This window comes from Mycobacterium sp. NPDC049093 (assembly GCF_040704635.1).
Lineage (GTDB): Bacteria > Actinomycetota > Actinomycetes > Mycobacteriales > Mycobacteriaceae > Mycobacterium.
Map to the genome: position 1 here is coordinate 337319 of NZ_JBEZJS010000007.1, position 19892 is coordinate 357210.

16 protein-coding genes and 1 rRNA gene are annotated in these 19892 nt (G+C 66.0%); 7 read left to right on the forward strand and 10 right to left on the reverse strand.

Annotated elements, in window-relative coordinates; all coding sequences use genetic code 11:
- The first annotated feature begins 31 nt into the window (after window positions 1-31).
- Entirely contained in the window at window positions 32-1474 is a 1443-nt protein-coding gene (locus AB0876_RS27620; protein WP_463794385.1) for a neutral zinc metallopeptidase, read from the forward strand.
- A 4-nt stretch (window positions 1475-1478) separates the two neighbouring features.
- On the opposite strand, the gene AB0876_RS27625 is transcribed toward AB0876_RS27620, so the two are convergent.
- From AB0876_RS27625 to AB0876_RS27635, 3 genes are all read right to left on the reverse strand, one after another.
- The gene (locus AB0876_RS27625) at window positions 1479-2207 is read right to left on the reverse strand and encodes an MspA family porin (RefSeq protein WP_491841004.1); all 729 of its coding nucleotides are present in this window, start codon (window positions 2205-2207) and stop codon (window positions 1479-1481) included.
- Window positions 2208-2305: 98 nt separating this feature from the next.
- Window positions 2306-3154, reverse strand: a complete 849-nt coding sequence (locus AB0876_RS27630; protein WP_491841003.1) for a Vgb family protein — start codon at window positions 3152-3154, stop codon at window positions 2306-2308.
- Window positions 3151-5742: a glycosyltransferase family 1 protein gene (locus AB0876_RS27635; RefSeq protein ID WP_463794389.1), complete on the reverse strand. Its 2592-nt coding sequence runs from the start codon at window positions 5740-5742 to the stop codon at window positions 3151-3153. The genes AB0876_RS27630 and AB0876_RS27635 overlap by 4 nt, the downstream gene beginning before the upstream one ends.
- A gap of 200 nt (window positions 5743-5942) precedes the next feature.
- On the opposite strand from AB0876_RS27635, the gene AB0876_RS27640 reads away from it, so the two are divergent.
- A complete protein-coding gene (locus AB0876_RS27640) occupies window positions 5943-8039 on the forward strand; it encodes an alpha-1,4-glucan--maltose-1-phosphate maltosyltransferase (protein WP_491841001.1) in 2097 nt (698 codons plus the stop codon).
- Between the two features lie 7 nt (window positions 8040-8046).
- On the forward strand, window positions 8047-10254 hold the full coding sequence (glgB, locus tag AB0876_RS27645) for a 1,4-alpha-glucan branching protein GlgB (RefSeq protein ID WP_526043438.1): 2208 nt from the start codon (window positions 8047-8049) through the stop codon (window positions 10252-10254).
- Between the two features lie 99 nt (window positions 10255-10353).
- On the opposite strand, the gene AB0876_RS27650 is transcribed toward glgB, so the two are convergent.
- Genes AB0876_RS27650 through AB0876_RS27660 form a run of 3 tightly spaced genes read right to left on the reverse strand, consistent with a single transcriptional unit; the run spans window position 10354 to window position 12896 of the window.
- The gene (locus AB0876_RS27650; protein WP_526043439.1) at window positions 10354-11262 is read right to left on the reverse strand and encodes a tetratricopeptide repeat protein; all 909 of its coding nucleotides are present in this window, start codon (window positions 11260-11262) and stop codon (window positions 10354-10356) included.
- A 13-nt stretch (window positions 11263-11275) separates the two neighbouring features.
- Window positions 11276-11659 (reverse strand): DUF3817 domain-containing protein, encoded by a 384-nt coding sequence (locus AB0876_RS27655; protein WP_491840998.1) that lies wholly within the window; start codon window positions 11657-11659, stop codon window positions 11276-11278.
- Between the two features lie 55 nt (window positions 11660-11714).
- A complete protein-coding gene (locus AB0876_RS27660) occupies window positions 11715-12896 on the reverse strand; it encodes an acetyl-CoA C-acetyltransferase (protein WP_055116141.1) in 1182 nt (393 codons plus the stop codon).
- Window positions 12897-12978: 82 nt separating this feature from the next.
- On the opposite strand from AB0876_RS27660, the gene mce reads away from it, so the two are divergent.
- Window positions 12979-13455, forward strand: coding sequence for a methylmalonyl-CoA epimerase (gene mce, locus AB0876_RS27665; protein ID WP_055116143.1), 477 nt, complete (start codon window positions 12979-12981; stop codon window positions 13453-13455).
- Here the strand turns inward: mce and AB0876_RS27670 are convergent.
- Both AB0876_RS27670 and nucS read right to left on the reverse strand, forming a co-directional pair.
- The gene (locus tag AB0876_RS27670) at window positions 13452-13733 is read right to left on the reverse strand and encodes an Rv1322 family protein (RefSeq protein WP_055116145.1); all 282 of its coding nucleotides are present in this window, start codon (window positions 13731-13733) and stop codon (window positions 13452-13454) included. The two genes, mce and AB0876_RS27670, sit on opposite strands and share 4 nt — an antisense overlap.
- A complete protein-coding gene (nucS, locus tag AB0876_RS27675) occupies window positions 13733-14419 on the reverse strand; it encodes an endonuclease NucS (protein WP_491840996.1) in 687 nt (228 codons plus the stop codon). The genes AB0876_RS27670 and nucS overlap by 1 nt, the downstream gene beginning before the upstream one ends.
- Window positions 14420-14465: 46 nt before the next feature.
- Between nucS and AB0876_RS27680 the strand changes: the two genes are divergently transcribed.
- Window positions 14466-16070 carry an adenylate/guanylate cyclase domain-containing protein gene (locus AB0876_RS27680; RefSeq protein WP_526043440.1) on the forward strand — a complete coding sequence of 535 codons (1605 nt, stop codon included), beginning with the start codon at window positions 14466-14468 and terminating at the stop codon, window positions 16068-16070.
- Here the strand turns inward: AB0876_RS27680 and glsA are convergent.
- Window positions 16067-17350 (reverse strand): glutaminase A, encoded by a 1284-nt coding sequence (gene glsA, locus AB0876_RS27685; RefSeq protein ID WP_491840994.1) that lies wholly within the window; start codon window positions 17348-17350, stop codon window positions 16067-16069. The two genes, AB0876_RS27680 and glsA, sit on opposite strands and share 4 nt — an antisense overlap.
- 87 nt (window positions 17351-17437) lie before the next feature.
- Between glsA and AB0876_RS27690 the strand changes: the two genes are divergently transcribed.
- Together AB0876_RS27690 and AB0876_RS27695 are read left to right on the forward strand one after the other, a co-directional pair.
- Window positions 17438-18931, forward strand: coding sequence for a DNA-3-methyladenine glycosylase 2 family protein (locus AB0876_RS27690; protein ID WP_491840993.1), 1494 nt, complete (start codon window positions 17438-17440; stop codon window positions 18929-18931).
- Window positions 18928-19425 carry a methylated-DNA--[protein]-cysteine S-methyltransferase gene (locus tag AB0876_RS27695; protein WP_526043441.1) on the forward strand — a complete coding sequence of 166 codons (498 nt, stop codon included), beginning with the start codon at window positions 18928-18930 and terminating at the stop codon, window positions 19423-19425. The genes AB0876_RS27690 and AB0876_RS27695 overlap by 4 nt, the downstream gene beginning before the upstream one ends.
- 121 nt (window positions 19426-19546) lie before the next feature.
- Here AB0876_RS27695 and rrf read toward each other — a convergent pair.
- A 5S ribosomal RNA gene (gene rrf, locus AB0876_RS27700) occupies window positions 19547-19660 on the reverse strand.
- Between the last annotated feature and the right edge of the window lie 232 nt (window positions 19661-19892).

A 19892-nucleotide genomic window follows, 5' to 3' on the forward strand; every position in this document is an offset into this window, starting at 1 on the left:
TGGCCGCCAGAGTGCACCGGAAGGCGGCAAAATGAGCCGACGCGCCCTGTTCGGCATCGCTTTTGCCGTATGCACGGTGTTGCCGCTGGCGGGTTGCTCGTCTCTGGTGGGCGGGACGGCGGTGTCGGTGTTCAGCGACCCCTTCTCGGTTGCCGGAATGCCCGCCACCGACGGTTCGAGCGGTTTGCGCCCCGACGCCGAGAAGCCCTCTCGCAAGGTCACCAACTCCGACGGCGGCAAGATCGACAACCTCGCCGCCAGCGCTGTCAGCGACCTCGAAGAGTACTGGTCGGATGCCTACTCCGAGGCGTTCGAAGGTGAGTTCCAACCGGTGCGGGCGCTGATCTCCTGGGACGCCGAGAGTTTCGACGGTGGGTTCTGCGGGATGGAGACCTACGGTCTGGTCAATGCCGCGTTCTGCAAACCGGATCGGACCATCGGTTGGGACCGCGGCGTGCTGATGCCCGGGCTGCGCCAACAGAACGGCGACATGGGCGCCGTCATGGTGCTCGCCCACGAGTACGGCCATGCGATCCAGCAGCAGGCCGGACTGGTCAACCGCAAGACGCCCACCCTGGTCGCCGAACAGCAGGCCGACTGTCTGGCGGGCAGCTACATGCGCTGGGTGGCCCAGGGTGACTCCCCGCGGTTCTCACTCAGTACCGCCGACGGGCTCAACAAGCTGCTCGCCGCCGTGATCGCGTTCCGGGACCCGCTGCTCACCGAGGCCGAGGCCCGGGTCGGGATCGACGAGCACGGGTCGGCGTTCGAACGGATCTCGGCCTTCCAATTCGGGTTCACCGACGGGCCCGCGGCCTGTGCCGCGATCGACGTCAAGGAGATCAACCAGCGGCGCGGCGACCTTCCGGTCCTGCTGCCCGAGGACCAGAGTGGCGACCTGGACATCACCGAACACTGGGTGCGCTCGATGGTCGACGCGCTCAACATCCTCTTCAAGCCGGCGAGCCCCCCACGGCTCGACTTCCGGCCCGAGGCGGCAGCGGACTGCGCAAACGCACGGCCCAGCCCCCCGGCCTCCTACTGCCCTGACACCAACACCATCGTCGTCGACCTGGCCGAAATGCAAGCGCTGGCAACACCGTCCGACGAGGTCGACGTCGGCGATCTGGCCGGCGGTGACAACACCGCGTTCTCGGTGCTGATTTCGCGTTACGCCCTGGCCCTTCAACATGCCCAGGGCTTGGTGCTCGACAACGCCGAGGCGGCGCTACGCACCGCCTGCCTGACGGGCGTGGCCACCGCCAAGATGATCAAGCCCGTGAACCTGCCCAACGGCGACACCATCCTGCTGACCGCGGGCGACGTCGACGAGGCGGTATCGGGCATCCTGACCAACGGGTTGGCGGCCAGCGACGTCAACGGAGAGTCGGTGCCCTCGGGGTTCGCCCGCATCGATGCGTTCCGGGTCGGCATCCTCGGTGACGAGCAGCGCTGTCTCAAGCGCTTCGCGTGACGGCTCAGACCACCTTCGTGGTGCCGTACCAGGCCAGCACCGCCTCGGATTCTTCGGTGGAACGGGTCAGCACCGCATAGGACCGGATGAACGACTGGCCCACGCAGCCGTCGATCTTCACCCTGAAGTTGCTGATCATCACCCATGGCTCGGTGCCCTTGAATTCCTTCTTGGTCACCGGGATGAGGTTGATGATGCCGGGCTTGAGACCGACCGTGATGCCGCCGCCGATGTTGGCGCCGACCCCCGGCAGGATGCCTTCGGGCCAGGGCGAGACCACATCGGTGCCCAGGACCCCGATCGAGCTGTTGAGCCCGGCGGTGCCGGTCAACGAGACGCCGTTGGACGTGCTCATGTCGATGCCGCAGCCGATCTGATAGCCGGCCTCCAGGGTGCCGCCCGGCTTGTCGCCGCCGTCGGGTCCGGTCATGGCGCCGCGGTAGGTTCCGCCGACGACGTATTCGCGCGAGGACAACGCGGTGGTCAGCGGCGGTGCCGCGACCTGCGTCTCGTCGGCGGCCGACACCGTGAGGTCCCAGCCGTCCGGGGTTTTGAGGGTGGCCGGTGGGGTCGACTCGACCAGATCGGCAACGACCGGTTCACCCGGCTTGGGCAGCACATCGGCGACCACCTCGATTTCGGGGGCGACGACGGGATCGGCCCAGGCCGGGGCAACCGACGCCGTGCAGGCCAGGGCCGCGGCCGTGAGCAGTCCCAACGAGCGAATCAACACAGGCGGCCTCTCGTTACAGTTCCCCGCAGGAACGTATCGCCACGTTCCCGGAGGGAACCTGCCTATGTACTTACCTGACCGTTGCTGGCGACGGTCACTCAGGTGGGCATTTTCAGGACGAATCCACATTCCAGCGCCACCCAACAGGCCCCGTCGGGACCGATCGCCAACCCGTGCGGTTCGCTTCCGGATGGCAGGTCGATGGTCACCACCTCACCGTCGCCGCTGATCCGGGCGATCTGGTCGGCACCCCAGAGGCTGACCCAGACGCCGTCGGTCGGGTCGGCGACCACCGCGTGCGGTTTGCCCGGCAGGTCGAGCTCCTGGATCGCGTCGTGGACCGGGATCCTGCCCACCTTGTCGGCGCGGATCTCGGTGAACCAGACCGCATCGTCGTGCGTGGCGGCGATGCCCACCGGACCGGCTGCGGCAGTGGGCAGTTCGCGAACCGTGAGATTTCCGTCGACGGTCAGCCGGCCGACCTTGCCGGTCTCGTTGAGGGTGAACCACAACGCGTCGTCGGGCCCCTTCGTGATCATCGACGGCATCCCGCCGACCACGGATTGGCTGCTGATCTCACCATCGGTGCCGATCCGGCAGATCTGGCCCGACGTCATCGTGGTGAACCACATGGCATCGTCCGGGCCTGCGGTGATGCCGAATGGTGAACTGCCCTCGGGCAATTCGAACGAACTCAGCTCCCCCGCCGTGGTGATCCGGCCGATGCGATCGTCGCCGGAGCGGGTGAACCACAGGGCCCCGTCCGGACCGGCCGCGATGATCGACGGACGCGCACACTCCGCAACCGGGTACGTGGTCACGTCGCCGGCGGCCGAGATCCGGGCGACGGCGCCGGCATGCACCAGCGTCACCCACATCGCGCCGTCGCTTCCGGCTGCCAGCGCGTACGGTCCACCGTCGAGCTGAACTTTGAGCGCCTTACTCAAGCCAGTGCCACCAGGCCCAACTCGTTGTCGGCGGTCAGCAACCGATGGTGCGGCAGCACCCGGACGGTGTACCCCACCGGCCCGGCCACCGGCAGCGGCGTGCTGGTGGAGAACACCTCGGTATCTCCGTCTGCCGACCCGGTGTGCGTCATCGGCACGGTCACCGGATTCACGATGACGTCACTGGCGTCCACCCGGCCCAGCACGGCCTGCACCGTGACCTCGTCGGGCCTCAGCCCGGCCAACTGCACCGTGGCCGTCAGCGTCAGCTGTGAACCCAACAGCGGCGTATCGGGCAGGCCGTAGCTGTCCACATCGGTGATCTGGATCTTCGGCCAGGCCTCCTGGGCACGGCGCCGGTAGGTGGCCAGTTCCCGGGCTGCACCGAACGGCTCACCCGAGGTGGCCTCGACGGTCTCGCGCAACGACAGCGCCGCAGGCACGTAGTACTTCTCGGTGTAGTCGCGCACCATGCGCGAGGCGAGCACCTTGGGCCCCAGCACCTGCAACGTGTGGCGCACCATCTCGACCCACCGGGTCGGGACACCATGTTCGTCGCGCTCGTAGAACTTGGGTGTGACCGCATGCTCGAGCAGGTCGTACAGGGCGGCGGCCTCCAGATCGTCGCGACGCGCCTCGTCGTCCACGCCGTCGGCGGTCGGGATCTCCCATCCGTTGTCGCCGTCGTACCACTCGTCCCACCAGCCGTCCCTGATGGACAGGTTCAGCCCGCCGTTGAGCGCGCTCTTCATGCCCGACGTGCCGCACGCCTCCAACGGTCGCAACGGATTGTTCAGCCAGACATCGCAACCCCAGTACAACAACCGGGCCATCGACATGTCGTAATCGGGCAGGAACGCGATGCGATGGCGCACCTCCGGACGGTCGGCGAACCGCACGATCTGCTGGATCAGTGCCTTGCCCCCGTCGTCGGCCGGGTGCGACTTGCCCGCCACGATCAGCTGCACCGGCCGTTTCTCGTCGAGCAGCAGTTTCTCCAGCCGCTCCGGATCGCGCAGCATCAGCGTCAACCGCTTGTAGGTCGGCACCCGTCGCGCGAATCCGACGGTCAGCACCGACGGATCGAAAGCGGTTGCGATCCAGCCGAGTTCAGCGTCCGATGCACCGCGTTCCAGCCAGGAACGGCGCAGCCGGTCGCGCACGTCGGCGATCAGCGTCTCGCGCAGTTGCGATCGGATCCACCACATATGGCCGGGGTCGACCTCCTGCAGGCGTTCCCACACCGCCGGTTCGGCGGCCTCAGAGCCGATCAGCTCACGTCCCAGTGCCAACCACTGCGGCGCCGCCCAGGTCGGGGCGTGTACACCGTTGGTGATCGAGCCGATCGGGACCTCGGCCCGGTCGAACCCCGGCCACAGGTCGTTGAACATGGCGCGGCTGACCCGACCGTGTAGCAGCGACACCCCGTTGGCCCGCTGCGCCAGCCGCAGACCCATGTGCGCCATGTTGAACTTCGACGGATCGTCCTCGGCACCGAACGCGACAACCCGCTCCAGCGGCACTCCGGGCAGCAGCCGCGAATCGGCAGGACCAGCGGGCGGGCTGCCGAAGTAGCGTCGGATCATCTCGACCGGGAACCGGTCGATGCCGGCCGGCACCGGGGTGTGGGTGGTGAACACCGTTGAGGAACGCACTACCGTCAGTGCGGTGTCGAAATCCAGTCCCGCCGCGACCAACTCGCGGATACGCTCCACGCCGAGGAAGCCGGCGTGGCCCTCGTTCATGTGGAAAACCTCAGGGGCAGGCAGGTTTTCGATCTCGGTGAAAGCCCGGATCGCGCGAATGCCGCCGATACCGGCCAGGATCTCCTGCTTGATCCGGTGTTCCTGATCGCCGCCGTAGAGCCGGTCGGTGACGCCGCGCAGTTCGTGCTCGTTCTCCGGAACATCGGAATCGAGCAGGAGCAGCGGAATCCGGCCCACCTGCGCGATCCAGACCCGGGCCCGCAGGTCGCGGGCCTCCGGCAACGCCAACTCCACCAGCACCGGCGCGCCGGACGCGTCGGTGAGCAGGCGCAACGGCAGGCCCTGCGGGTCCAGCGACGGATAGGTCTCGTGCTGCCAACCGTCGGCGGTCAACGACTGCCGAAAGTAACCCGATCGGTAGTAGAGGCCGACCGCAATCAACGGCAGCCCCAGATCCGACGCGGATTTCAGATGATCACCGGCCAGGATGCCCAGGCCGCCCGAATAGTTGGGCAGCACCTCGGCGACACCGAACTCCATCGAGAAGTACGCGATACCTTTCGGCATCGCGACCCCGTCCTCGATCTGCTGCTGGTACCACAGCGGGCGGCTCAGATAGTTGTCCAGGTCGGCGGCCAGCTCGTCGAGCCGGCCCAGGAAGGATTCGTCGGCCGCCAGTTCGTCGAGCCGTTGCGGACTGACCGCCCCCAGCAACGCGACCGGGTCCCCGTTGGTCTGCTGCCACAGCTCGGAATCGAGCACGGCAAACAGATCCTGGGTGGGTTTGTGCCACGACCAGCGCAGGTTGATCGACAGCCGTTCCAGCGCCGCCAACCGCTCGGGAAGGTGCGCGCGGACGGTGAACCTTCTGAGGGCTTTCACGCGATCCAACCTTACTGACAATTCCGGTTCGTGCAGCGATGAGCGATATCCGTTCAGCCGGTGTTAGCCCTACGAGCGGCGGTCTGGTCGCGCTTAACGCCCGTCGGATTGGGCAGCCCATTACGGTGGGTATCAGACACGCGACAAGGTGTGTGAACGAGAGACAGCCGCTTGATCGAGACGACGTGAGGAGTGGATGGGTGGCCGGTCGTATCGGAATCGACGATGTCGCGCCTGTGATCTTCGGCGGGCAGTTCCCGGCAAAAGCCGTCGTGGGCGAGGTGGTGCCAGTGCGCGCCACCGTCTGGCGCGAGGGACATGACGCCGTCGCGGCCACGTTGGTGGTGCGGTATCTCGGTACGGACTACCCGCAGCTGGCTACCGGACCCGGCACCGCGGCCGCACCGGTGCCCATCGACACCGTATTGCCCACCAACTCAGGGGTGCGTCCTTCACAACGCATCAAGCCCCAGGCCCTGCCGATGTCCACCGGACACACCCCCGATGTCTTTCACGGCCAGTTCACGCCCGACACCGTCGGCCTGTGGACCTACCGGGTCGACGGCTGGGGCGATCCGCTGTCCACCTGGCGGCACGCGGTCGAGGTCAAGCTCGGCGCCGGTCAGAGCGAAGCCGAGTTGTCCAACGACCTTCTGGTCGGGGCACGTCTGCTCGAGCGCGCCGCCGCAGGGGTGCCCCGTAAACTGCGCGATCCGCTGATCGAGGCCGCCGCGGCACTGCGTATCCCCGGTGACCCGTTCCGCCGTGCGGGGGCGGCACTGTCCGAAGAGGTCACCGAACTGCTCGAGCAGTACCCGTTGCGCGAGTTGGTCACCCGCGGTGAGCAATACGGCGTCTGGGTGGACCGGCCGCTGGCCAGGTTCTCCTCGTGGTACGAGATGTTCCCGCGGTCCACCGGCGGCTGGGACAAGACCGGACATCCCGTGCACGGGACATTCACCACCGCCGCCGAGCAGCTTCCCCGGATCGCCCGCATGGGTTTCAACATCGTGTATCTGCCGCCCATCCACCCGATCGGCAAGGTGCATCGCAAAGGACGCAACAACGCGGTCACCGCCGCACCGGACGATGTCGGGTCACCGTGGGCCATCGGCAGCGACGAGGGCGGTCACGATGCGGTGCATCCCGCGCTCGGCACGATCGACGACTTCGACGACTTCGTGGCCGCCGCCCGCAGGCAAGGTGTCGAGGTGGCGCTCGATCTCGCACTCCAGTGCGCGCCGGATCACCCATGGGCCGCAGCGCATCCGGAGTGGTTCACGGTGTTGCCCGACGGCACCATCGCGTATGCGGAGAATCCGCCCAAGAAGTATCAGGACATCTATCCGCTCAACTTCGACAACGACCCCGCCGGCCTGTACCACGAGGTGCTGCGGGTGGTGCGGTTCTGGATCTCGCACGGTGTCAAGGTCTTCCGCGTCGACAACCCGCACACCAAACCGCCGAACTTCTGGGTCTGGCTGATCGCCGAGGTCAAGAACGAAGATCCGGACGTGCTGTTCCTGTCCGAGGCCTTCACCCGACCCGCCCGGCTCTACGGCCTGGCCAAGCGCGGTTTCACCCAGTCCTACACGTATTTCACCTGGCGTACCAACAAGTGGGAGCTGACCGAGTTCGGCAACGAGATCACCGCGAACGCCGACAGCGCACGGCCCAGCCTGTGGGTCAACACGCCCGACATCCTGCACGAGTCGCTGCAGCACGGCGGTCCCGGCATGTTCGCGATCCGCGCGGTGCTGGCCGCCACCATGAGCCCGTCATGGGGCATGTATTCGGGTTTCGAACTGTTCGAGCACCGAGCCGTCCGGGAGGGCAGCGAGGAATACCTGGATTCGGAGAAATACGAGCTGCGTCCCCGTGACTTCGCGGCGGCGATGGCCGAGGGCCGTTCGCTCGAACCGTTCGTGACCCGCCTCAACGAGATCCGGCGCCTGCACCCGGCCCTGCGCCAGCTTCGCACCCTGACCTTCCACCACGTCGACAACGACGCACTACTCGCCTACAGCAAGTTCGACCCGATCACCGGAGACACCGTGCTCGTGGTGGTCACGCTCAACGCGTTCGGCCCGGAAGAAGCCATGTTGTGGTTGAACATGGAGGCACTGGGTATGGAATCGCATGACCGGTTCTGGGTACGCGACGAGATCACCGGCGAGGAATACCAATGGGGACAGTCGAATTACGTTCGCCTCGATCCCGCCAAGGCGGTGGCACACGTGCTGAACATGCCGCTCGTACCCTATGAGCAACGACTGGGCTTGCTACGCAGGGAATGAGAACAAGATGACGAGAAGCAACCACCTCACCGACAGACATCTGCGGCCCGACCCATCGGACATCCAGCGGCTGCTGATCGGGCAACACCACGACCCGCATTCGGTGCTGGGGGCCCACGAGTACAACGGCCGGACCGTGATCCGGGCCTACCGTCCGCACGCCGTCAAGGTCGTGGCGGTGATCGGCGGCGACCGATTCCCCATGCAGCACATCGACTCCGGGCTTTTCGCGGTGGCTGTTCCGTTCACGAACCTCGCCGACTACCGCCTGGAGATCGGTTATCCGGGTGCCGACGAAACCATCTTCACCCACACCACCGCCGATGCCTACCGGTTCCTGCCCACCCTCGGCGAACTGGACCTCCATCTGTTCGCCGAAGGGCGCCACGAACGCCTCTGGGAGATCCTGGGCGCGCACCCGCGCAGTTTCACCACCCCCGACGGCGTCGTCGAGGGCGTGTCGTTCGCAGTGTGGGCACCGAACGCCAAGGGCGTCAGCGTGATCGGTGACTTCAATCACTGGGACGGCAACGAGGCCCAGATGCGGGTGCTGGGCTCGTCGGGGGTCTGGGAGTTGTTCTGGCCGGGGTTCCCGATCGACGGCCTGTACAAGTTCCGCGTGCACGGCGCCGGCGGGGTCACCACCGACCGCGCAGATCCGATGGCGTTCGCCACCGAGGTGCCGCCGCAAACGGCGTCCCGGGTCACCACCAGCTCCTACACCTGGAGCGACGGCAAGTGGATGACCCAGCGCGCCGCGCAGAATCCGGTGTTCGAACCGATGAGCACCTACGAGGTGCACCTGATGTCGTGGCGTCCCGGGCTCAGCTACCGACAGTTGGCCACGGAACTCACCGAATATGTTGTGGAACAGGGTTTCACCCACGTCGAACTGCTGCCGGTGGCGGAGCATCCGTTCGGCGGATCGTGGGGCTACCAGGTCACGTCCTATTACGCCCCGACCTCCCGGTTGGGAACTCCTGACGATTTTCGGTTCCTGGTGGATTCACTGCACCGGGCCGGGATCGGCGTGATCGTCGACTGGGTCCCGGCCCATTTCCCCAAAGACGCCTGGGCCCTTGGCCGTTTCGACGGCACGCCGCTGTACGAGCATTCCGACCCGCGCCGCGGGGAACAGCTCGACTGGGGCACTTACGTCTTCGACTTCGGTCGCCCCGAGGTACGCAATTTCCTCGTCGCCAATGCGCTGTACTGGCTGCAGGAGTACCACGTCGACGGCCTGCGCGTGGATGCCGTCGCCTCGATGCTCTACCTCGACTACTCCCGCCCCGAGGGTGGTTGGACCCCCAACATCTACGGCGGGCGGGAGAACCTGGAGGCGGTGCAGTTCCTGCAGGAGATGAACGCCACCGTGCACAAGGCGAACCCCGGAATCGTCACCATCGCCGAGGAGTCGACATCCTGGCCCGGGGTCACCCGTCCGACCAACCTCGGCGGCCTCGGGTTCTCGATGAAATGGAACATGGGCTGGATGAACGACACGCTCGACTACGTCAGCCATGACCCGGTGCATCGCAGCTACCACCATCACGAGATGACGTTCTCGATGCTGTACGCGTTCAGTGAGAACTATGTGCTGCCGATCAGCCACGACGAGGTAGTGCACGGAAAGGGCACGCTGTGGACCCGGATGCCCGGCGACGACCACGCCAAGGCCGCCGGGCTGCGTAGCCTGCTGGCCTACCAGTGGGCCCATCCCGGTAAGCAACTCTTGTTCATGGGCCAGGAATTCGGACAGCGCGCCGAGTGGTCGGAGGAACGCGGGCTGGACTGGTTCCAGCTCGACGAGCAGGGCTTCTCCGGCGGGGTGCAACGCTTGGTGCGCGATCTCAACGGGATCTACGCGCGCCACCCGGCGTTGTGGAGCCGTGACACCAGCCCCGAGGGCTACTCGTGGATCGATGCCAACGACTCCGCCAACAACGTGCTGAGCTTCCTGCGGTTCGGAGCCGACGGTTCCGTGCTGGCCTGCGTGGTGAACTTCGCCGGCAGCGAGCACAGCGAATACCGACTCGGTCTACCTCATGCCGGTGACTGGCAGGAGGTGCTCAACACCGACGCGACGATCTACAACGGGTCCGGCATCGGGAACATGGGCGCGGTGCAGGCCACCGACGAGCCGTGGCACGGCCGCCGCGCCTCGGCGGTGATGGTTCTGCCACCCCTGGCGATGCTGTGGTTGGAGCCCGTCTAGAAGTCGCCTAGAGGTCCCTTTTCCTTGCGCGAGAAGACGCGTAGGTACCCGGAAATCGACGTTCCGGGGTACTTACTCGTCTGCTCGGCAGAAGTCGGGTCAGTACAGCGCGTTGGCCAGATTGCGGCGGCCCGAGACGACCTCGGGATCGGCGGGGTCGAACAGGTCGAACAGCTCGATGAGCCGGGTCCGCACCTTGGTCCGGTCGTCGCCGGCTGTGCGCTTGATCAGTGCGATGAGCCGATCGAAGGCCGCCGACACCTCTTGAGCCAGGAGTTCGGCATCAGCCGCGGCGAAGGCGGCGTCGATGTCGTCGGGAGCGGCGTCGGCAACAGCAACGGCATCAGGGCGCTGCGCGCTGGCCCGCTGCAGGAACGCGATCTGTCGCACCGCGCCCTTGGCCTCGGCATGATTGGGCTGCGCATCGAGAATCGCCTGATAGGCGGCGGCCGCTGCGGGGAAGTCCCCTTCGTCCAGGTGGGCACGGGCCGCGGCCAGTTCGGGGTCGACCTGCTCGGCCTCGTCGTCACCGTCGCCGGACCCGGTCAGCTTGCCCGCGGTCGCGTCGAGCAGCGAATCGACCCAGCGACGGAGTTCGTCTGCCGGCTGAGAGCCCTGGAAGCTGGCGATCGGCTGTCCGCCGGCTAGCGCAACGACGGTGGGCACGCCCTGGATGCCGAACATCTGCGCCACCCTCGGGGTGGTGTCGACGTTGACCAGCGCCAGGGACCATTTGCCGTTGTCGGCGTCAGCCAGACCGGCCAGGGTGTCCCCCAGTGCGGCACTGGAATCGCTGCGCGGAGACCACAGCAGCACCACTACCGGCACCTGACCGGAGCGGACCAGCACCTCGGCTTCGAAGTTGGCTTCGTTGACCTCGGTGACATTCGGGCCGCCGGGCGCACTGGGACTGCCAGCGCCGGTGGCCGCCGCGGGCCGCTGCTTGAGTGCCGAGAGGTCAACAGCGCCGGCCAGAGCCGGCCCCACCGAAGGTCGTGGACGAGTCACGCCATCAAGTCTGTCACGTCGTTTCCGGGACAGCCCCGCCCGGTTGTGCCACCAGCGCGGGAGCCTCGCCCGATTCGATGCGGGCGGTCCGATCCGCCCACATGACAAAGATCACACTGCCCAATGGCACGATGCTGGCCAGCAACGCCAGAATCCAGGTGCCTACGCCCCACTTGCAGGCGATACCAACCAGCAGGGCGGCCACCACGAAGGCGACGAAAACGCCCCCGTGGATCGGTCCGAACACCTTGACACCGATCTCGGTGCGCGGACTGCCCAGGTACTTGAAATACATGCCGACCAGCAGGCCGGCCCAGCTCACCGCCTCAGCGAGGGCGATGAGCCGGAACCAGCCGGAAACCGTGCGCAGGTCGAAGGAGCGTGTCATGGCCGCCATTGTGCCTGAACGGACGGCCAGCTACTACGCAGCGTCGTTTTGAGCCGTCGGTTAACTACGGGCGACGCAGGATCAGGGCATCGCCCTGGCCACCGGCACCGCAGAGCGCGGCCACCGCGTAGCCGGACCCCTTACGCGCCAGCTCCAGCGCGGCGTGCAGGGTGATGCGCGCACCGGACATCCCGATCGGGTGGCCGATGGCGATCGCGCCGCCGTTGACGTTCACCTTGGCCGGATCGACACCGAGTTCCTTGGTCGAGGCCAGCGACACCGCAGCGAACGCCTCGTTGATCTCGAGGACGTCCAGCTGATCGACGCTGATGCCCTCGCGCTCGACGGCCTTCTTGATCGCGTTGGCGGGCTGGCTCTGCAGCGTGGAGTCCGGACCGGCCACCACACCGTGGGCACCGATCTCACACAGCCAGTCCAGGCCCAGCTCCTGCGCCTTGGCCTTGCTCATCACTACGACCGCGGCCGCACCGTCGGAGATCTGCGACGACGAGCCGGCAGTGATGGTGCCGTCCTTGCGGAAAGCCGGACGCAGGCCGCCCAGCGATTCGGCGGTGGTGTTGGCCCGGATGCCCTCGTCCTCGGCGAACTCGATCGGGTCACCCTTGCGCTGCGGGATAGACACCGGCACCACCTCGTCGGCGTACACCCCGTCCTTCCATGCCGCGGCGGCCTTCTGGTGCGACTGAGCAGCAAACTCGTCCTGCTCGGCGCGGGTGAACTTGTCGACGTCGTTGCGCTGCTCGGTGAGCGCGCCCATCGGCTGGTCGGTGAACACGTCGTGCAGACCGTCGTAGGCGAGGTGGTCGACCAGCGTCGCATCGCCGTACTTGTAGCCCTCGCGGCTCTTGGGCAGCAGGTGCGGGGCCTGGCTCATCGACTCCTGCCCACCTGCGACGACAACCTCGAACTCACCGGCGCGGATCAACTGGTCGGCCAGCGCGATCGCGTCGATGCCCGAAAGGCACATCTTGTTGATGGACAGGGCGGGCACATCCCAGCCGATGCCGGCGGCCACGGCGGACTGACGAGCAGGCATCTGACCGGCGCCGGCGGTCAGCACCTGGCCCATGATCACGTAGTCCACCAGCGAAGCGTCGACCTTCGCCTTCTCCAGTGCGCCGCGGATCGCGATCGCGCCCAGGTCACTGCCGGAAAAATCCTTCAGCGAGCCCATCAACTTGCCAACCGGAGTACGCGCTCCAGCAACAATCACCGACGTGGTCATTCTTTCCTCCAAAGCCATGGTCCAAGAGCTGTGTGGGCGATCACACATACGCAAACGTTCAGGTAAAGGTTACCGTTGCGTTATGACCGCCGAACAGGTTGATGCCCGTCCTGCACTCGCTTCCGCGCTGGTGACGGCGATCGATCACGTCGGTATCGCCGTTCCCGATCTCGATGCCGCGGCCAAGTGGTACCACGACCATCTCGGCATGATCGTCCTCCACGAGGAGATCAACGAAGATCAGGGCGTGCGGGAGGCCATGCTCTCGGTGCGCGGCGCCCCCAAGGGCAGCGCCCAGATCCAGCTGCTGGCCCCGCTGAACGAGAAGTCGACGATCGCGAAGTTCATCGATCGCAGCGGCCCGGGCCTGCAGCAGCTGGCCTACCGGACCAGCGACATCGACGCCCTGAGTGAGCGCCTGCGCAGCCAGGGAGTTCGGCTGCTCTACGAAGCTCCCCGCAAGGGCACGGCGAACTCGCGTATCAACTTCATCCACCCCAAGGATGCCGGCGGCGTGCTGATCGAGCTGGTCGAACCGGCTGCGGATTCAGAGCACTAGGACCATTTTCTCGTCGGGCCGCGATTGGCCCGATTCGCCCAGCAGGCGGTGTGCCAGTGTCTGCGGTCATCGACATCGCCGACATCAACCGGCAACACCACCACATGCGCGGTGGCCACCCGAATCTCGTGGTCACATCCCGGGCATCGATAGACCTTCACCGCACGTGAGGCGGTAACCACCCGCACCTCGTACTCGTAACCGTCAGGCCCCGTCTCGACGCGACGTGACGGCGGCAGTGGCGCGAACCGCCGATCCTCACGACGCCGACGGCGCATCAGAACAGCCGGTATTCGTCGCTGTCCATACCCCGCATCTGGTCATAATCCAAAGTCACGCAGCGGATTCCACGGTCCGTGGCCAGCGTTCGGGCCTGCGGTTTGATCTGCTGGGCAGCGAACACACCCGCCACCGGGGCCAGCACGGTATCGCGGTTGAGCAGGTCGAGATAGCGGGTCAGCTGCTCCACCCCGTCGATCTCGCCGCGGCGTTTGATCTCCACCGCCACCGAACGGCCCAGCTCGTCACGGCACATCAGATCCACCGGACCGATCGCGGTCGGGTACTCACGGCGCACCAGGGTGTAGCCGGCCCCCAGCAGCTCGACGTGTTCGGCCAACAGCACCTGCAGGTGCGCTTCCACACCGTCCTTCACCAGACCGGGATCGACACCGAGTTCGTGGCTGGAGTCGTGCTCGACGTCTTCGACCGTGATGCGCAGCTGCTCACCGGCCTTGTTCTCGACCACCCACAGAACAGACGATGCCCCACCTGGACCTTCTACGGACTCCTCGGTGTGCCAGCACGGCGGGCTCATCCAGTTCAGCGGCTTGTAGGCGCGATCATCGGCATGGACACTGACCGAACCGTCCGACTTGAACAGCAACAGCCTGCGGGCTGATGGAAGGTGGGCGGTCAGCCGCCCGACGTAGTCGACGGTGCACTGGGCAATCACGAGGCGCACCCGATCCACCTTAAGGGCATGTCGAACGAACTAGGCTGACGCCACAATGAACTCCGACAAATCGCTGGCACGACGGCTGGGCCGCGTCCTTGAGGGTGTCACCCGCCAGAACAGCCGGATCCCGGACACCCCGGAATACGGATCGTGGGTGTTGGGCCGGGTATCGGAGAGTCAGCGCCGACGCCGAGTACGCATCCAGGCCATCCTCACGACATTCGTGATCCTGGTGAACCTGCTCGGTATCGGCATCTCGATGATCATCGTCACCCTGTTGTTCCCATCGCCGGATGTGTTCGACCCGCCGGTCCGCTGGATCACCTTCATCGTTGCCCCCATTTACATGGCGACTGCGTTGATCGTCGGGGTGTTCTGGGCGACGACCCGGGTGATCGACAACGTGCGCTGGGCCATCGAGGAACGCCCGCCCACCGTTGCGGATCAGCGGAACACCTTCCTCGCCCCGTTCCGGCTCACCCGGGTGCTGCTGATCCTGTGGGGCGTGGGCACCGCGTTGTTGACGACGCTCTACGGTCTGGTCGACACCAATTACATCCCGAAGTTCCTGCTGGGCATCAGTTTTCCCGGCATCGTGGTGTCGGTCAGCTGCCATCTCTTCACCGAGTTCGCACTGCGACCGGTCGCCGCGCAGGCACTGGAAGCGGGCCCGCCGCCTATCCGCCTGGCGCAGGGCATCATGGGTCGCACCATGGTCGTGTGGGCGCTCAGCTCGGGCGTTCCCATCCTCGGCATCATGCTGGCCGCGGTGTTCGCCGTGACGCTCAACAACCTCACCCCGGTCCAGTTCGCCTACGCCGTCATCGGTCTCGGCTTGTTTGCGTTGATCTTCGGCTTCCTGCTGATGTGGATCCTGTCCTATCTGACCGCAACCCCGATCCGGGTGGTGCGTGCCGCCCTCAATCGCGTCGAGCAGGGCGATCTGGACACCAACCTCGTGGTGTTCGACGGCACCGAACTCGGCCAGCTGCAACGGGGATTCAACTCGATGGTGCACGGCTTGCGCGAGCGCGAGCGGGTCCGCGATCTGTTCGGCCGGCATGTCGGCCGGGAAGTCGCCGCACTGGCCGAACAGGAGAAGCCCGTCCTGGGCGGCGAGGAGCGCCATGCCGCAGTGATTTTCGTCGACGTCATCGGCTCGACCCAGTTGGTCGCCACCAGGCCCGCGGTCGAGGTCGTCGATCTGCTCAACAGATTCTTCGCCGTCATCGTCGATGAGGTCGACAATCACCGCGGCCTGGTCAACAAGTTCGAGGGTGACGCCATCCTCGCGGTGTTCGGTGCGCCGGTCTCGCTGCCCAACGCCGAGGACGAAGCGTTGGGGGCCGCACGGGCCATCGCGCAGCGGTTGCGCGCCGAGGTTCCCGAGCTGAAAGCAGGCATCGGGGTCGCGGCGGGCCAGGTGGTGGCGGGCAACGTGGGCGCCAAGGAACGCTTCGAATACACCGTGATCGGCGAGCCGGTCAACGAGGCGTCACGGTTGTGTGATTTCTCCAAGCAGGTGCCAGGGCACCTGGTGGCCTCATCGGACACCATCGCCAATGCATCTGAAACCGAAAGGGCTCGTTGGTCACTGGGCGAGTCGGTGCCCCTGCGAGGTCTCGGTGAGCCGACCCGGGTAGCCGTGCCGGCCTAGCCTGCGCACCACCGCAACGCCGCGTCCACGGCCTCGTCGAGGGTGCGGAACACGATGGCGTCGTAGTCATCGCGACGGTCGGCAGGCACCACACGACCGTCGGGGTCGACGAGATAGGCCTCCTTGCCCGCAGCGGTCAGGTTGGCCCGCATTCCGGTCAGCATGCCGCGCGCGGCATCGTTGATGTCGTCGACGCGGGTGACGTCCAGCACGGCCACGTCGTACCGATCGCGGTCGTGGTCGGCGGTCCGTAGCACCTGCTCGGCCCCAGCGAACAGGAGGTCCCCCTGGACCTCGTAGACCCGGATGCCCGGGCCCGCGTCGAAGACCGCCCGCAACGTCGACGACGACTCACGGGTGACGCTGAGGAAGTGCAATCCCAGCTGCGAAGACAGGTTTCGGCACACCTGTACGCCGCGCACACTGTTACCGCGTGCATCGAGGCGCGGCGAGTAGACGCCGATGCCGAGTTGGCCGGGCAGCACCGCCACGATGCCACCGCCGACGCCGCTCTTGGCGGGCATGCCCACAGCACTGACCCAATCGCCTGTCGCGTCGTACATCCCGCAGGTCACCATCACACTGAGGGTGCGGCGCACCACGTATGCGTCGATCACCCGTCTCCCGGTCAACGGATTGAGCCCGCCCCGCGCCAACGTGGCGGCCATGCGTGCCAGATCGGTACTGGTCACCTTGACCGAACACTGCCGGAAGTACACATCCAGCACGTCATCCGGATCACCGTCCAGCACACCGAAACTGGCCAACATGTAGGCGATAGCCCGGTTCCGGTTGCCGGTAGCCTTCTCCGAGGCATACACATCCATGTCGATCTCGAGCCGTCGGCCCGCACATGCCGAGTAGAACTCATGGATGCAGTCGAACTGCTCGTCGGGACCTGCTCCGGGGATCAGCGAAACTGCCGCAATCGCACCGGCGTTGATCATCGGGTTTTTCGGGGTCTTGGTCACGTCGTCGACGCTGATCTCGTTGAACGCTTCGCCGGAGGGTTCCACCCCGATCCGGGCGTCGACCGCATCCTGGCCGATCCGGTCCAGCGCGAGGGCATACGTGAACGGCTTCGAAATCGACTGGATCGTGAATTCGACTGCAGCGTCACCGGATTCGTAGACAAATCCATCCGAGGACGACAAGCTGAGCCCGAAGCCCTCAGGGTCGACGTTGGCGAGTTCGGGGATGTAGTTTGCCAGCGCGCCATCGCGCACATCGGTCTGCTCGGCACGAATCCGGTCCAGGTACTGCTGCACCAGCTCGGCCACAGGTCGAAGTCTAGCCGCGAGCCAAGCCCCACGACCATGTCGTTTTTCCGCTAGTGCAGCGCCGGATGCCGTGCCATCGTGGAACGCATGCACGAAGATTTCGACCGCTGCTACCGGGCAGTCCAATCCAAGGACGCACGGTTCGACGGCTGGTTCGTCACCGCCGTGCTCACTACAGGTATCTACTGCCGCCCCAGCTGCCCGGTGCGTCCACCATTCGCCCGGAACATGCGGTTCTATCCGACCGCGGCGGCCGCCCAGGCGGCCGGGTTCCGGGCCTGCAAGCGGTGCCGTCCCGACGCCTCCCCCGGCTCCCCGGAATGGAACGTGCGCGGCGACATCGTGGCGCGGTGCATGCGGCTCATCGCCGACGGCATCGTGGACCGCGAAGGGGTGACGGGGCTGGCGGCCCGCGTCGGGTACACCAGCCGGCAGCTGCAACGCATCCTGCAGGCCGAACTGGGTGCCAATCCCCTGGCCCTGGCTCGGGCCCAGCGCGCCCAGACGGCTCGGGTCCTGATCGAAACCACCGAGATCCCGTTCGCCGACGTCGCGTTCGCCGCCGGCTTCGCCAGCATCCGCCAGTTCAACGACACCGTCCGCGCGGTGTGCGATCTCACGCCCACCCAGCTTCGCCAACGGGCCCGGAGCAAATTCACCACCGCGGCCTCCGCCGCTCCCGGTGTTGTGTCACTACGGCTGCCGGTGCGGACCCCGTTCTCCTACGAAGGGTTGTTCGGTCATCTGGCGGCCAGTGCGGTGCCAGGGTTGGAGGAGGTCCGAGACGGGCAGTTCCGCCGCACCCTGCGACTGCCGCACGGTCATGGCGTGGTCGGCCTGGCACCTCAACCAGACCATGTCCGATGCCAGTTGGTGCTCGACGACTTCCGTGACCTGTCCGCTGCCATCGCGCGGTGCCGCCGACTGTTGGACCTGGATGCCGACCCCGAGGCGGTCGTGGAAGCGCTGCAGGCAGATCCGGGTCTTGCGGCGGTAGTGGCCAAGGCGCCGGGACAGCGCATTCCCCGCACAGTGGACGAAACCGAACTCGCGCTTCGGGTGGTTATTGGCCAACAGGTCTCGATCAAAGCCGCACGTACACATGTGGGTCGCCTGGTCGCCGGCTACGGAACACCGATCTCCGACGATGCGGGCGGTTTGACCCACGTCTTTCCCGACGTCACCGATCTCGTCAGTCTCGATCCGGCGCATCTCGCGATGCCGGCCTCACGCAGACGGACGGTGACGGCCATGGTTCAGGCCATCGCCGCCGACGAACTCGTCCTGGACCCCGGTTGCGATTGGGACCGCGCCCGCGGGCAGTTGCTCGCCCTCCCCGGAGTGGGGCCGTGGACGACAGAGGTGATCGCGATGCGCGGCCTCGGTGACCCAGATGCCTTCCCTGCCACTGATCTCGGGGTCCGCGCCGCTGCCGAGCACTTGGGCATGCCGGTGAACGGCCTTGTAGAGCACAGCACCCGATGGCGCCCATGGCGCGCCTATGCGACACAACACCTGTGGACCACCCTGGACCACGCGGTGAACGAATGGCCCCCGCACTATCCAGAGGAGAAGGCATGACGACACTGCACTACCGCACGATGGACAGCCCGGTCGGTCTTCTCACCCTGGCCGGCCGCGATGGCCGGCTCATGCACCTCCGGATGGTCGATCAGACGTATGAACGGAGCCGCGAAGGATGGGAGCACGACGACTCTGCATTTCCCGACGCCGTCGACCAACTGACCGCCTACTTCGCCGGCGACCTCACCGAATTCGACCTGGAACTGGACATGGTGGGCACCCAGTTCCAGCGCCGGGTGTGGGACGCCCTGCGGACCATCCCGTACGGCGAAACCTGCTCATACGGTGAGATCGCGCGGCAGATCGGATCACCGAGCGGATCACGCGCGGTCGGACTGGCCAACGGGCACAATCCGATCGGAATCATCGTGCCGTGTCATCGGGTGATCGGTGCCAATGGCAGCCTCACCGGATACGGCGGCGGCCTGGACCGCAAGCGGGCGTTGTTGGAATTGGAGAAGAGCCGCACAATGCCGGCACTTTTCAATTGACCGACGACTGAGGCGCATTTTCAATTACGGAATTGAAAACGCGCCTCTAATAAAAAGGTGCAGACATACAAAAATGCCCGAGCCCTCCAATCGAAATTGGAGGGCTCGGGACTTAATTTGTGTTCGGCGGTGTCCTACTTTTCCACCCGAGAGGGTAGTATCATCGGCGCTGGCAGGCTTAGCTTCCGGGTTCGGGATGGGACCGGGCGTTTCCCTGCCGCTATGGACCGCCGTAACTCTATTCACCCGTTTCTGGGTGTAAACCTTGTGTTTTGGTGGTGGGGTGCAGTGGCACTCCGATCACACGAGGTGTGGGTGTTTGTGGTGTGGTTGCGAGGCTTGTTGTGCGTCTTACTGAAAACCCATCAAACTTTTGGTGTTTGTTGGTTGTTGTAAGTTTTCGGCCGGTTAGTGCCAGTTCCCTTCACCCATTACTGGGCTTCCAGGTCTGGCCTATCAATCCCGTG